12 protein-coding genes are annotated in these 14,211 nt (G+C 61.0%); 4 read left to right on the top strand and 8 right to left on the bottom strand.

Features of this window, described 5'->3' with window-relative positions:
* Positions 1–14: 14 nt before the first annotated feature.
* Entirely contained in the window at positions 15–1,676 is a 1,662-nt protein-coding gene (locus tag FW800_RS21585) for a M24 family metallopeptidase (RefSeq protein ID WP_446438430.1), read from the top strand.
* A gap of 1,091 nt (positions 1,677–2,767) precedes the next feature.
* Here FW800_RS21585 and FW800_RS21580 read toward each other — a convergent pair.
* The 6 genes from FW800_RS21580 to FW800_RS21555 form a co-directional block, all read right to left on the bottom strand.
* The gene (locus FW800_RS21580) at positions 2,768–4,507 is read right to left on the bottom strand and encodes a dipeptidase (protein ID WP_446438429.1); all 1,740 of its coding nucleotides are present in this window, start codon (positions 4,505–4,507) and stop codon (positions 2,768–2,770) included.
* Positions 4,508–4,602: 95 nt separating this feature from the next.
* A complete protein-coding gene (locus FW800_RS21575; protein WP_446438428.1) occupies positions 4,603–5,820 on the bottom strand; it encodes a phospholipase D-like domain-containing protein in 1,218 nt (405 codons plus the stop codon).
* 56 nt (positions 5,821–5,876) lie between these two features.
* Entirely contained in the window at positions 5,877–6,524 is a 648-nt protein-coding gene (locus FW800_RS21570; RefSeq protein ID WP_005786664.1) for a MotA/TolQ/ExbB proton channel family protein, read from the bottom strand.
* 24 nt (positions 6,525–6,548) lie between these two features.
* The gene (locus tag FW800_RS21565) at positions 6,549–8,834 is read right to left on the bottom strand and encodes a TonB-dependent receptor (RefSeq protein ID WP_446438427.1); all 2,286 of its coding nucleotides are present in this window, start codon (positions 8,832–8,834) and stop codon (positions 6,549–6,551) included.
* 24 nt (positions 8,835–8,858) lie between these two features.
* Positions 8,859–9,578 carry an energy transducer TonB family protein gene (locus FW800_RS21560; protein WP_446438426.1) on the bottom strand — a complete coding sequence of 240 codons (720 nt, stop codon included), beginning with the start codon at positions 9,576–9,578 and terminating at the stop codon, positions 8,859–8,861.
* Between the two features lie 2 nt (positions 9,579–9,580).
* Positions 9,581–9,988, bottom strand: coding sequence for an ExbD/TolR family protein (locus FW800_RS21555; RefSeq protein WP_005786670.1), 408 nt, complete (start codon positions 9,986–9,988; stop codon positions 9,581–9,583).
* A gap of 190 nt (positions 9,989–10,178) precedes the next feature.
* Between FW800_RS21555 and FW800_RS21550 the strand changes: the two genes are divergently transcribed.
* Positions 10,179–10,301: a hypothetical protein gene (locus tag FW800_RS21550; protein ID WP_256858632.1), complete on the top strand. Its 123-nt coding sequence runs from the start codon at positions 10,179–10,181 to the stop codon at positions 10,299–10,301.
* Positions 10,298–11,872 (top strand): alkaline phosphatase D family protein, encoded by a 1,575-nt coding sequence (locus FW800_RS21545; protein WP_446438425.1) that lies wholly within the window; start codon positions 10,298–10,300, stop codon positions 11,870–11,872. The genes FW800_RS21550 and FW800_RS21545 overlap by 4 nt, the downstream gene beginning before the upstream one ends.
* A gap of 65 nt (positions 11,873–11,937) precedes the next feature.
* Here the strand turns inward: FW800_RS21545 and FW800_RS21540 are convergent, their stop codons facing one another.
* Positions 11,938–12,618 carry an alanyl-tRNA editing protein gene (locus FW800_RS21540; protein ID WP_446438424.1) on the bottom strand — a complete coding sequence of 227 codons (681 nt, stop codon included), beginning with the start codon at positions 12,616–12,618 and terminating at the stop codon, positions 11,938–11,940.
* 89 nt (positions 12,619–12,707) lie between these two features.
* Between FW800_RS21540 and FW800_RS21535 the strand changes: the two genes are divergently transcribed.
* Entirely contained in the window at positions 12,708–13,682 is a 975-nt protein-coding gene (locus FW800_RS21535; RefSeq protein WP_050549327.1) for a LysR family transcriptional regulator, read from the top strand.
* 60 nt (positions 13,683–13,742) lie between these two features.
* On the opposite strand, the gene FW800_RS21530 is transcribed toward FW800_RS21535, so the two are convergent.
* On the bottom strand, positions 13,743–14,150 hold the full coding sequence (locus tag FW800_RS21530) for a PA2817 family protein (protein ID WP_003190109.1): 408 nt from the start codon (positions 14,148–14,150) through the stop codon (positions 13,743–13,745).
* Between the last annotated feature and the right edge of the window lie 61 nt (positions 14,151–14,211).

The following is a 14,211-nucleotide window of genomic DNA, read 5'->3' as shown; positions in this document are numbered from 1 at the left end:
ACCCCGAGGTCTTTATGAACACACGCCATGTCATTGAACTGTCTCCCTCGGGAAAAACTTTTGAGACCGGCGACGAACTGTTGCTCGACGCCATGCTTGCCAGCTGCCTGGCCGTGCCGTTCTCGTGCCGCCGCGGCGCGTGCGGCTCGTGCAAGGTGGTGGTCGCCGCAGGTGAGTACCGGGCCAAGCGCCTGGCGCCGGATGCGCCGGCGCCGTGTTACCCCCTGGCCGCCAATGAAATGTTGCTTTGCCAGAGCCATGCCTGCACCGACATGCGCCTGGAGATTCCCGGCTGGTCCCTGGATACACCTGCGTTGGTCGTTGGCGCTCAGGTTATTGGCAAGCGCGCGCTCGGGCCTGATGTCATTGAGTTGATGCTCAAGCCCGATACACCGTTGAAGGTGCGAGCTGGCCAATACCTCAAGTTCCACCTGGCAGACGGCGACACGCGTTGCTTCTCGGTTGCCAACCTGCCAACAGAGGAGGAGGGGCGTTTGGTCTTCCAGATTCGTCGGGTGCGCGGCGGGTACTTTTCCGAGGGCGTACTGGATGGCTTGGCCGTGGGCGCGCGGATGCAATTGGAAGGACCGTTTGGCGCCTGCACCTGGCAGGACGATGACGCAGCGCCCGTCGTGCTATTTGCCACGGGTACCGGTTACGCGGGCATCAAGCCGATCCTGTTGACCGCGCTCAAACGCAATGTCGAGGTGACGTTGTATTGGGGCGGCGCGCAGTCAACCGACTTTTATGACGGCGCCTTTCTGGATGAATCGATGCTCGAGCACCCCCGTTTTCGCTGGCATTCGGTGCGATCATCCGAGGGGCGGGTGCAGGAGGTTGCATTGAGCCACGGGCATCATTGGGAGGCGGCCCAGGTCTATGCGTGTGGTAACGGCCCCATGCTTAGCCAGGTGCGTGCCCATTGCGTTGAGGCGGGGTTGCCGAGCCATCGGTTTGTCGCGGAGGCGTTTGTCGCCAGTGGTCGGTCAAGCGCGCAAGCGGTGTCGCTGTCGTTCGACCCGATCTGGGAAAAAGTCGGCCCGCGCTATTCCCTGGACGGCATGTTGGCGGCGCGAGAAAAATCCATACGCGCCCTGGCGGCCATCGCCAGCCGGTTGACGGTCGGCATGACCACCAGCGAAGCCCTCGAGATGGCCGCCCAGCAACTCACGGCCATGGGCGCCTCGCACACCTGGCACCCGACTTACATTCGCTTTGGCCCCGACACCATCCGGCCCTCCCGCGAAGGTGTTGATCGTCAGCGCAAACTGCGCGCCAGCGATATCGTCGTGGTCGACCTGGGGCCGGTATGGGACGGCTATGAAGGCGACTACGGCGACACGTTCATCTTCGGTGAGTTGCCGCTGCATCTGGCGTGCAGGACTGCGTTGCATGAGGTGTTCGATGAGACCCGCCAAGCGTGGCTGCGTGGGCTGACCGGGCGCGAGCTCTACGACTTCGCCGAACAGAGCGCCGTGTCGAAAGGCTGGAGGCTGGCACGCAATCTGGCGGGGCATCGCCTTGCGGATTTCCCCCATGCCTTGTTCGAAAGCAAGGAGTTGGCTGACCTGGAAATCCCACCGAGCGAAATGGCCTGGGTGCTGGAGATCCAGTTGTGCCATCCCACTGAGCCAGTGGGTGGGTTCTTTGAAGACATGCTGATGTTGCAAGCCTGAAGAGCCTGCCATTGCTGCCGAGAATTGTGTTTGTCGCGAGAGCCCTGCGAACCGAGATCAACCCAGCACTGCCGATCCCCTGTGGGAGCTGTCGAGCTTCAGCGAGGCTGCGAAAGCGGTGGTTCAGGCGATGAAAATGTTGCCTGTGCCGCCGCCATCGCAGCCTCGCCGGGGCTCGACAGCTCCCACATTTGTGCGGTGTTGTTGTCGGGAGTTGTGCTTGGCGCGATGGCCCTGCCAACCGAGATCAACCCAGCACTTCCGATCCCCTGTGGGAACTGTCGAGCTTCAGCGAGGCTGTGAAAGCGGTGATTCAGGCGATGAAAATGTTGCCTGTGCCGCCGCCATCGCAGCCTCGCCGGGGCTCGACAGCTCCCACATTTGGGCGGTGTTGTTGTCGGAAGTTGTGCTTGGCGCGATGGCCCTGCCAAACGAGATCAACCCCGCACTGCCGATCCCCTGTGGGGGCTGTCGAGCTTCAGCGAGGCTGTGAAAGCGGTGATTCAGGCGATGAAAATGTTGCCTGTGCCGCCGCCATCGCAGCCTCGCCGGGGCTCGACAGCTCCCACATTTGGGCGGTGTTGTTGTCGGGAGTTGTGCTTGGCGCGATGGTGCTGCCAACCGAGATCAATCCAGCACTGCCGATCCCCTGTGGGAGCTGTCGAGCTTCAGCGAGGCTGTGAAAGCGGTGATTCAGGCGATGAAAATGTTGCCTGTGCCGCCGCCATCGCAGCCTCGCCGGGGCTCGACAGCTCCCACATTTGGGCGGTGTTGTTGTCGGAAGTTGTGCTTGGCGCGATGGCCCTGCCAACCGAGATCAACCCAGCACTGCCGATCCCCTGTGGGGGCTGTCGAGCTTCAGCGAGGCTGTGAAAGCGGTGATTCAGGCGATGAAAATGTTGCCTGTGCCGCCGCCATCGCAGCCTCGCCGGGGCTCGACAGCTCCCACATTTGGGCGGTGTTGTTGTCGGGAGTTGTGCTTGGCGCGATGGTGCTGCCAACCGAGATCAACCCAGCACTGCCGATCCCCTGTGGGAGCTGTCGAGCTTTAGCGAGGCTGCGAAAGCGGTGGTTCAGGCGATGAGGATGGGTCAGAGCTTCGGCAACTGCCCGACGCGGCCCATCATTTCAGTGACGATCTGCAGGTCCAGCAGGAACTGCTCAACCGTTTTGAACTCACTGTCGGTGTGCCCGGTGTACTTCTCTTCCGGACGGGCCAGGCCAAATTGCACCCCGTTGGGCAAGTCGTGCACCGAGGTTGCACCGGCCGAGGTGCCGAACTTGTGCGGCATGCCCAGGTTTTCCGTGGCGACCGCCAGCAAGGCTTTGACCCACTCACCTTCAGGGTTGCGGTACATCGGTGTATCCAGCGAATAGGCGAAGCTCGCGTTGACCTTGGCTTGCTGGTTCCAGGCATTCAGTTTCTGTTCGATCTGTGCCTTGAGTGCCTCCGGGGTTTTACCCTTTGGCGCCCGCAGGTTCACCGCCAGCTTGAAGGCTTTGTCATCCAGGCCGACAAAGGTCGGCGAGGTGGTCAACGGCCCCATGAAGTCATCGGCGAAGCCCACGCCCAATTTGCCGCCAAGGTAATCCAGGCCCCAGTTGTCCGCTGCATAACGCGCTGCATCAGTGATGTGGTTGTGCTTGAGGGCAATCTTGCCGTCGACGCCGTGGATCAGTTCCAGCATACGAGCCACCGGGTTGACCCCGGTTTCGGGTTCGGAGGAGTGGGCGGATACGCCGGTGACAGTGAGTTTGACGTCCTTGCCATCGACCTTGGCGCTGACCTGGAAATTGCCGCCGTTGCGCTTGGCATAATCATTACCGGCCTGCTGCAGGCTGGCCGCTAACTCAGCAGGCTTATCGCTGACCAGCGTGGCGACCGACACCGATGGAATCTGGTTGGTGGCCTTGCCGCCGGTCATTGCGATGATTTCCGCGCCTGTGCCTTCGCCTTTGCGCACCGGGAAGGTCGCCATGACTGTGCCCGAGCCTTTCTCGGCGATCACCACCGGGTAGCCGCCATCCAGCGCCAGGTTGTATTGCGGCACGGGGTTGCGTTCGAAGTAGTAGGGAATCGCGTCACCGGCGGTTTCTTCGGTGGTGTCCACCAGCAGCTTGAACGTGCGCGCCAGCGGCAGTTTTTCTTCCTTGATCACCTTCATGGCATACATCGCCACGACGATGCCGTTCTTGTCATCTTCGGTCCCACGGCCATACATGCGGTCGCCGATCAGCGTGACCTTGAACGGGTCGAGCTTGGTGCCGTCCTGCAGCACCCAGTTTTCCGGCGTGACCGGCACCACATCGGCATGGGCATGTACGCCGACGACTTCATCACCGCTGCCTTCCAGGGAGATTTCGTACACACGGTTATCGACATTACGGAAGTTCAGGTTGAAGGATTTGGCCAGGGCCTGGATCTTGTCGGCGATCTTGAGGAATTCCGGGTTTTTGTACTGTGGCAGCCCGTCTACGTTGAAGGTCGGAATCTCCACCAGTTCGCGCAAGGTTTCCAGGGCAGCCTTGCCGTACTTCACACGGGTGTAGATACCGAGCAGGCGATTAATCTCGTTCTGTTGCTCGGCGTTCAGGGTTTTGTTGTCGAGAAAGGCGCTGATAGCCGGGCCGACGTCAGCCGATTTACCCAGCTCGCCCTTGGCCAGGTTGCCGAGGAAGCTGCGGAAATCGGTGACCGATGTCTCGCCGAAGCTCTTCACAATCGCCGCGCTTTGGTCTGCGCTGATGTTGGCGAAAGCGGGGGTTGAGAGTGCCGAAAGGCTAGCCGCGAACAGGGTGGCAACGGCCAATTGCTTGAGTGGAAAGTGCATTGTTTAAGGCATTCCTTTGCAGGTAGTGAGTAGGGTGTTTCTGACAGGCAAGTCGGAAACATTTCCACACACTACCACTACTCAGGTGCCCAAGGTCAATGCTGGCCAGGATGGGGCTCAGGGTATTCATCCGTCACGCTCAAGGCTCTGGCGTAGGGCCCGTCCCACAGTTGCTCATGCAATTGCCCTACACGGCTGGCCATCGCTTCGCTGCGCATCACCACCTCCAGATTGCGCGAGTTATCCAGGTAACCGCCCAACCAGTTGCTGGTGCCGATCCACGCCACTTGCCCGTCGATCTCCATGGTCTTGCTGTGGATCACTCGGGCATAAGGGATAAAGCCTTGCTTGGCTTCGGGCAGGGTGACGATCTTGATTTCGACGTTGGGCAATACCGCCAGGCTCTTGAGGTAGGGCAGTTCCAGCTTATCGGTGTTCCAGTTGGACACCATCAGTTTGATCGACACCCCACGGGCAGCAGCGGCACGCACGGCGTTGTCGATCACCGCGTAGTACGGGCGGGTTCGATCAGGCCCGTAGGACAGTGGCGCGTAATCGAGTAATTGCACACGCACTTCTTTTTTGGCTTCGCTTAGCAGGCGTGGCAGTTCCAGCTGTGAGTCGCCTACGCCTGGCGGGTTGTAGCGTTGCGGGCTGGCCACCAGGTAGTTGCCGGTGCGTGCGGGCGCCTGGCCGGTGGCCGGCAGCGGCACCGGTTGCTTATCGGCGAGCGCGGCCTGGGCTTGCCAGTCTTGATCGAAGATCGCCTGCACCTGGCCCACGACGGCTGCATCACTGATACGCAGCCCGGTTTCGTGGATATGTTCCAGGGAGCGCCAGTCGAAATTCTGGCTGCCGATAAACGCCTGCTTGCCATCCACCAGCAGGTATTTGGCGTGGATGATGCCGCCGCTCAGTTGCCCGTAGGGCAGCACCCGCAAGGTCAGGTTGGGGATTGCACGCAGGCGTTCCAGGGTGGCAGCTTCTGACAGCCTGAGGCCTTTTTCTTCCAGCAAAAAACGAATTTTCACGCCGCGCTTGCCGGCAGCCTCAAGGCGTTCGATGACCGTGTTCATCACCGAGCCGGGATGGTCGACGGCGTAGAACTGGCCGATATCAATGCGGCTCTTCGCACTGTCGAACAGCTCGATCCATACCGGGCCAGTCTGGCGCAAATCGGCGGTGACCAGGGCGGTATCCACCGGCACGGTGTGCACCAGCTCAAACCCCGGAATGGAAAAGTCCGCCTGGGCCAGCGGACTGAGCAACACGCCGGCGAGGCTGGCGATACGCAACTTCATCGAAAGGGACATAGGCGTCTCATCGGATAAAACAAAGGGGCGGGCGTATTACGCGCCCGCCCGACGGGTCACGCTGTGCGGCTGTGCAGGGAGGTGGGTACAAGGTGCGGCACTTCGCCTTGTACGCGGGCTCCGCTGGCCGCGCGGATCAACAGGATCTTCAACTGGTCGTTGATGCGTTCCAGGCTGTCCTGGAAAAAGTTGTGGAACACCACGCAGAACAGCGCGATGGCAATACCCAGGCCGGTGGCGAACAAGGCCGTGCCGATACCACCGGAAATCTGCCCTGGGTCGGAAACACCCGCCGTGGCCAGCGCCTTGAAGGTGTCGATAATGCCGAGGATGGTACCCAGCAAGCCCAGCAGCGGGGCGGCGGTGGTAATGGTCTCGATGATCCACAGGCTGCGGGCCAGCGGGGCGCGTGTCTTGAGGTATTGGGTGTCGATTTCGTCGTCCAGGTCCTTGCGTGAACCGTTGGAGGCTTTCTGGGCCAGCACCGGCAGGATCATGTTCAGCGGCAGGCTGTCGCGACGGCTCAGGTTTTCCGGCAGGTCACGCTCGCTGTGCACGGGGGCGCCGAGGGCGTCGATCAACGCCCGAGCCTGGCGGCGCACGTAGGCAAAGTAGATGCCGCGTTCGATGGCGATGAAGATCGCAATGGCCATCGCCGCGTACATCACATAGAAGGTGACGTCGTGGAGCAGGTTCATATCCATGCTGGTGTTCCTCTTGGGTCAGTCTTAGAAATTCGCTTCCAGCGAAACCGTTACGGTGCGGTCCAGGCCAACGATGTAGGCCGGGTCGCCATCGCGAAAACCGCTGTAGCTGGCCGCGTTGGTCTTGGTGGTGTACACGCCGTCCAGGTACTTCTTGTCGAACAGGTTGTCGACGTTCAGGCGCAGGGTCGCGTCCTTGACGACTTTCTTGTCCACCGGCAGGTAGATACCGGCGCCAAGGTTGAACACGGTGCGTCCGGAAATGGCTTCGTCGTTGGTCAGGTCGCCATAGAGCTTGCTGGTGTACTTGCCGCCGAAGGTGCCGTAGAAGCGCCCGTCGTCGTAACCAACGTTGGCCGCCAGCATGTTCTTGGGCACGTTGGCGAACTGCTTGCCGCTGGTGGGCAGCACGATGGGCTTGCCGGCGTTGTAGACGGTCAGGTCATCCTGCTGCTCGGCCTTGGTGTAGGTGTAGGAGGTGTAGTAGTTGAAGTGGTGGGGCAACTGGCCACTCCATTCCAGCTCCAGGCCTTTGTTGACCACGGAGCCCGCGTTGATGTCGGCAAAGTCGCCGTTGATGTCCCGGGACGAAACCTGGCGGTTCTTGAAGTCCATGTAGAACAGGGTGGCGGCCAGGGTCATGTCGTCGCCGCTGTAGCGCCAGCCCAGTTCATGGTTCCAGCTGGTTTCCGGTTCGGCGTCGATCGAGCCGGCGCCTTTGTCGTAGAGCACGTAGTTCTGCGGTACCCGCATGTTGCGCGACAGGCTGTAGAACAACTGGTCACGCTCGTCCAGCTGGTATTTCAGGCCGGCGTTGGGCAGCAGTTTGTTGTAGGTCTGGTTACGTTTTTCCGGGCGTTCGTTAAGGCTGCCATGGTTGGTGCCTTCACGCTCGACGTTCATGTAGGCCAGGCCGGCGATGAAGGTCCAATCCGGGTTGATGTACCAGGTGTCCTGGGCCCAGACCTTTTGCGCCGGGGTCACGGTGAAGCGGTCGCGCCCCTGGACCTGGTTGCCGTTGGCATCGACGATGGCGCTGTTGGAATCCGGCCAGGTGTCCACTGGCTTGCCGTTGCTCTTTAGGGGAATGAACGGCTGGGTCTGGCTCTGGCGTGCGCGCTCGTACCAGTAGCCGAATTGCAGGCTGTGGTCGCCCAGGTCCCAGGTCAGTTTGGTGGTGATGCCCGGCCGCCAGGTTTGCGTGCGTGAAGGGCGGTAGTACACGCCGCTGTTCGGTGTGCCATCGGCGTTGTACTGGGCGGCGGTGGGCAGGTTGCCGAGGTCGAACACGCCACCCTGATTGGAGCCACGGTTGAGTGCGTAGGCGGACGAGCCGACGCCGCTGCCGTTGCCCCAGTAGTAATACGGGATCACCGACAGCGCCAGGTTGTCGGCCAGTTTGAACTGGGTGTTGAGCACGGCGGTGAAGGTCTGGAACGGGTTCTGCGCCAGGGCGTAGTAGCTGTTGTACTTGCCGTTGCTGCCCACGCTCGGCGTGGCCGGGTAGGGACCGTACTTGCGGCCGTTCTGCTGGAACTGCGCCTTGGTCAACTGGCTGTAACTGTTGTTGTCCTGCTCGTGGTACTTGAGGATCAGGTTGGCGGTGTTGCCGTTGCCGGCGTCGAAGAAGCTGTTCCACTCCACCTTGTCCGCACGCACCGCGCCTGAGCCACGCCACATTTCCCCTTCGGTATGGGACACCGACAACCAGTTGCTCAGGCCGTTGATTTCACCGGTATTGAGGCGGGCGAAGGTCTTGCGCGTGGCGTTGCTGCCGACCACCTGTTTGACGAACGCGCCGGTTTCTTTGGTCGGGCGAATGGTCACGATGCCGATGTTGCCGCCACTGGAACCGATGTGCGGGCCATCGGCCTCCGAGGCACCCTGGGTGACGAAGATCTGGTCGATGTTTTCCGGGTCGCCCAGCAGGTTGGAGTACAGCGCGTAGTTACCGGAGTCGTTGATCGGCATGCCGTCCACCGACATGCCCACCTGGTCGGAGTTCATGCCGCGCATGGTGAAGCGAAAACCCGAGAGGCCGGTGTTGTCTTCACTGGAGATGTTCAAGCCTGGGGTGTACTTGAGCTTATCGATGGCATTGCCCGTTGCTGCCTGCTTGTCCAGTGCTTCCTTGGTCACCGTGGAGCGGCCCTTGATGCTTTCTTCCGGGACCATGTAACCGCCCCCTGCGCTCGTCTTGCCTTGTACCCCAATGGTGCCGACATCACTGTCGCTGGTCTCTGCCATGACCAGTCCCTGGCTCATGCTGGTCGCGGCAACGAGTGCCAGATGAATGCGGGTGAACTTCATCACTGTCGTCCTGATGTCGGGTGCTTATTGCACGCTGTAGTTGAAGGTGGCGGTGAAGCGCTGCTCATTGCGGCCCCCGAAGGCTTGTTCAGGGAACGGCTTGACTTGCTTGATGCGACGCAAGCTGTTGGTGGCGGCCCGGTTGAGCAACATGCTTGAGGCCTGAGTCTGCAAACCGGAATCGAGCACGCGGCCCTGGCGGTCAACCAGCAACCACACCACCACCTCGCCGCTGGGGCGTTCGAGTGACGCCTGGCGCCCGGTGGGGTACTGCTTGTAGGTGTCCAACTCGTTGCGCAAGCCTTTGAGGTAACCGCCTTCCAGGGCCTGGCCATCGACCTTCGGTGGCGCCGGTGGGGCGGGCGTCGGTGCCGTTTGGGCGACGGCGGCCGGGGTTGGCTTGGCGGCCACCGGTGGCGGCGTTGGCGCGGGCTTGGCGACCACGGGCGCCGGCTTGGGCACAGGTTTTGGCTTGGGCTTGGGTTCGGGTTTAGGCAGCGGCTTGGGCGGTGGCGCCGGCGCGGCCTCTTCCTCTTCTATTACCGGCGGTGGCGGTTCTTGTTCCACCACCGGTTCCGGTATGACTTCCGGTTCCGGCTCGACCAAGGCCAATTCGACCGCCGACTCGTCATACACCGGCTCGACCTTCAAGGTCTGGGACTGGATACCCAGTGCAATCAGCACCAGGGCGATCAGGGCCGGGACACTGCCCAGCAGCTGACGCGCACGAAACAGAACGTACATGATCAAGACTTACGCGTAGCAATGGACACGGAGGTGAAGCCACCCAGGCGCAGGGTGTCCATCACTTCCACCAGGCGCGAAACCTCTACGCCTTTGTCGCTGTTGACGATGATCGTCGACTTGGTGTCGGGCTTCTCGGCCGCCTTCAAGGCCGGCACCAGGGCATCCACCGTCAGGTCCTTGCCGTCCAGTTGCAACTGGCCTTCCAGGCCCAGGGTGAGGATGAATTTGTTTTGCGGTTTGAGCTGCTGCGAGCTGCTGGCGCTGGGCAATTGGGTCTTCATGCCGAGCGCGGGAATCACGTTCAGGCTCACCAGTACGAAAAACACCAGCAGGAACATCATCACGTCGATCATCGGGATCAGTTCGATGTGCGCCTTGCGTTTCTTGGGTTCGTCCCAGGTTCTCATTCCGTTACCCCGTTATTGAATTAGGGGCAACACGCTAGCAAGCAAAAATGACCGGATGGTTAACTTTAGTTGACGGTTTAAAGGCTCTAGGACGGGTCTTTCAGAAAACTTACCGGTCAGTTTTGGCACGTAATGAAACTGACACTCGGGGCGTACATGCTTGAGAAATTTATCTTGAGAGCCAGCTTCCATGGACACAGCATTGCCTCAATTGACTAACGCACGCCTGCTGTTACGAGCGCTTGAAATGCGTCAGACCGAGGTGCTTTTTACCCTTGCCGCCGTGCGTGACGACTGGGAGCGCTGTCTGTGAGCGGCGGGGTAGACCACAACCGGCGCCGGATACTTGGCGGGCTGACGGTCGCTACCGCGTTTTCGATCCTCAGCCCGTTTGCGCGCAGTGCCGGGGTGGATTATCCGTTCACCCTCGGCGTGGCTTCCGGCGACCCGTTGCCGGATGGCTTTGTGATATGGACGCGCCTGGCGCCGTTGTTCAACGCCGCGGATGGCCGTGGCGGCCTGAGTCGCTCAGTGCCAGTGCGTTGGCGGGTGGCCAGCGATGCGGCGATGACGCGTATTGTGAGGCAGGGGGAGGTGCTGGCGACGCAGCGTTTCGCTCACGCAGTGCATGTCGAAGTGGCGGGGCTGGCGGCGGATCGGCCGTATTGGTACCAGTTTGAAGGGCTCGGTGCGCAGAGCCAGGTGGGCCAGTCCCGCACGATGCCGCCGCTGCAGGCCATGGCATCGGCCCGGCTGGGGTTTGTGTCGTGCTCGCACTGGGAGCGCGGTTACTTCAGTGCCTACCGACACCTTGCCGCGGAGCGGCCCGACCTGGTGTTTTTCCTCGGCGACTATATTTACGACAGCTCCTACGCGGCGGATTCTGGCAAGGTTTTTCGTTCTCACGGCAGTGGCAATGCGCAAAGCCTGAGCGACTATCGCAACCGCTACGCGTTGTACAAGACCGATCCGGACCTGCAAGCCCTGCACGCCGCCGCACCCAGCGTGGCGACCTGGGACGATCATGAAGTGCAGAATGACTATGCCAACCGCTGGTCCCAGGATCCCAAGGTTGCGGTGGGGCAGTTTCTCCAGCAACGGGCGGCGGCTTACCAGGCGTTTTACGAACACATGCCCTTGCGCGCCAGTAGCGTGCCCAAGGGCGCGGACATGCGTATTTATCGACGTCTGGACTACGGCCGGCTTGTACGTTTCCATGTGCTCGACGGGCGTCAGTACCGTTCCGAGCAACCGTGCATCGCAGCCAATGGCAGCCACCAGGGGCATGTTGTCACCACCCCTTGCAGCAACTTGCGCGACCCCGCCCGCACGTTGCTCGGCTGGCAACAAGAAGCCTGGCTGGACCAGGGTTTTGCCCAGTCGAAGGCGCAATGGAATGTGATCGCCCAGGATTTGCTGGTGGCGCCGCTGATCCAGCGCGATCTCACCAACCACAAGCCGGGGCGCTGGACCGATGGGTGGGATGGCTACATGGCTAACCGCTCACGGACGCTGGCGTCGATTGTGCGCAATCGCGTGAAGAACCCGGTGTTCTGGGGCGGGGACATTCATTCGTTCTGGGCCACTGACCTGCATGCGAACGCCGACAACCCGGACTCGGCGGTGGTTGCCACCGAGTTCGTTGGCTCGTCGGTGACCTCCGACGGCCCGCCCTATGACGCTTTCATGAAGATCATGCCGCTCAACCCCCATGTGAAGTTCTTCGACAGCCGCCAGCGCGGGTATGTGTCGGTGGAGTTGGCGGCCGACAGCATGTTGACGAATTTTCGGGCGATCAGTGACCCGCGTGACCCGGCGGCGACGGTGTCGACGTTGAAGTCGTTCGTGGTCGAGCCGGGCAGGGCAGGGGCGATTGCCGTCTAGCCTATTTCTCTGTGGCGCATCGGTCCACTGTGGGAGGGGGCTTGCTCCCGATAGCGGTGGATCAGTTACAGGTAAGCTGACTGACACACCGCTATCGGGAGCAAGCCCCCTCCCACATTAGTTTCAATTTCATAGCGCACCGACAATGCGCCATTTTTCTCCGATAGCGCCAGGATCGTCACCTGGCCCAGCTCGCTCAACGCTTGCACATGAGTGCCGCCACAGGCGTAAGCCGGCAATTCACCGAAGCCGACTTCGCGGGTGCCTTCATCCAGCGTCATATGCCGTGGATAGTCAGCGGCGATCCATTGGTTGACCCATTGCTGGAGCGTTTGCGCATCCATGTCTTGCGCGCTTTGGCCACGGATAAAGGTGATCTTGCCTTCGCCCGGCCAGTGGTGGGCCTTGATCGGCATCCAGCCCAGACGTTCGCCGGCGTTGCCGATCAAATGGCCCGCCGAATGCAGGCGGCTGTGCAAGGCTCGACGCTGTGCGTCGACTCGTGCAATGACCGGTCCAGGTTCCAGAGGCCGGTCGACGTAATGCACCACCTGTTCGGCTTCCTGCACGACCCGCAGTACCTGGCTATCGCCGAGCCAGCCGGTGTCGAACGGCTGGCCGCCGCCTTGGGGATGAAAAATCGTCGACTGCGCAATCACGGCGAATTGCTCTTCGTGCGGGGTGCAACTGAGCACTTCCAGCTCGGCTGTCAGGTGGTCATGGGTAAAAAACAGGCGCTCGGTCATGGTCTACATCCGCATCAGGGTTCTGTGGGCAGTATAAATAGTGCGCAGATGAGTGATAATCCGCTCAATTATCAATGGACCTGTGCGTCATGAGCATCAATCTTCCTTTGCCGTTGTTGGGTGAAATGGCGATTTTCGTCAAGGTCGTGGAAACCGGCAGCTTCTCCGAAGCGGCGCGGCAACTGAGCGTCTCCCCCTCGGCGGTGAGCCGCAGCATTTCACGCCTGGAGCAAGCCCTGGCCACGCGCTTGCTGCAACGCACAACGCGCAAACTGCGCCTGAGCGAGGGCGGTGAAGAGGTGTTCAAGCGTTGCCAGGAGATGGTCAGCGCGGCCCGCTCGGTGATGGAAATCAGCGGCCAGTTCACCGATGAAGCCGAGGGCCTGGTACGGGTCAGCGTGCCCAAGGCGGTGGGGCGGTTCGTGGTGCATCCGCATATGCCGGAATTTCTGCGGCGCTACCCCAAGGTGGATGTGCAATTGATCCTTGAAGATCGGCATGTGGACCTGATCGACGACAATGTCGACTTGAGCATTCGTATCACTGACAGTCCACCTCCCGGCCTGGTCGGGCGCCAGCTATTGCCCATCGAACACCTGCTGTGCGCGACGCCGCAGTACCTGGCCGAGCATGGCACCCCAAGCCATCCTCATGATTTGCTCGAGCACAGTTGCATTTACCTGGGGGAAACGCCCGGCGATTCACGTTGGAAATTTCGCCAGGCCGGCAAGGCGGTGACGGTTGGCGTACGCGGGCGTTATGCAGCGAACCACACTGGGGTGCGGTTGGATGCGGTATTGCAGCATGTGGGGATTGGCAGCTTGCCGTATTTCACGGCGCGGCATGCGTTGGCGGCGGGCCAGTTGGTGCAAGTGTTGCCAGCGTGGGACTTTATTGCGTCTTACCATGGCGAGGCGTGGTTGCTGCATTCGCCAACGCGGTACTTGCCGCCGAAGTTGCGGGTGTTTATCGATTATCTGGTGGAGTGCATGGCCAAGGAGCCAAAGCTAAATGTGGGAGGGGGCTTGCCCCCGATAGCGGTCTGTCAGTCACCTTTACATTGACTGACCCACTGCTATCGGGGGCAAGCCCCCTCCCACATTTGAATCTCAGTGCTTGAAAAGTCAGTGCTTGCTCTGGTCCTGGGGCATGGCCAGCAGTTGCTTTTCCTGGTTCCAGTCGAACGGTTCGTCGTTCTGTTCGGCCTCATAGCGACGTTCTTCCAGGGCCTGGTACAGGTCCAGTTCTTCGTCGGGCATGAAGTGCAGGCAGTCGCCGCCAAAGAACCACAGCAGGTCGCGTGGCACCAAGTGGGCGATTTGCGGGTAGCGCAGGATGACCTGGCTCATCAGGTCCTGGCCCAGGTACTGGCTTTCGATCGGATCGATCGGCAACAGGGCGCGCAGTTCGTCGAAACGCTCCAGGAACAGCGAGTGGCTTTCCTCGGGCACCTGTTCGGCTTCGCCGACGGCAACCAGGATGCTGCGCAAGTGGTCGAGCAAGACGAGATGATCGGCAACGACGTTGGACACGAGATAAGTCCTCTAAAGCAAAAACGGGCGCGAGAGTATATGCCTCTCGCGCCCGTTTTTA

The organism is Pseudomonas sp. 910_23, assembly GCF_052850795.1.
The sequence above is the reverse complement of the archived record's forward strand: the minus strand, read 5'-3'. Positions and strand labels throughout refer to the sequence as shown.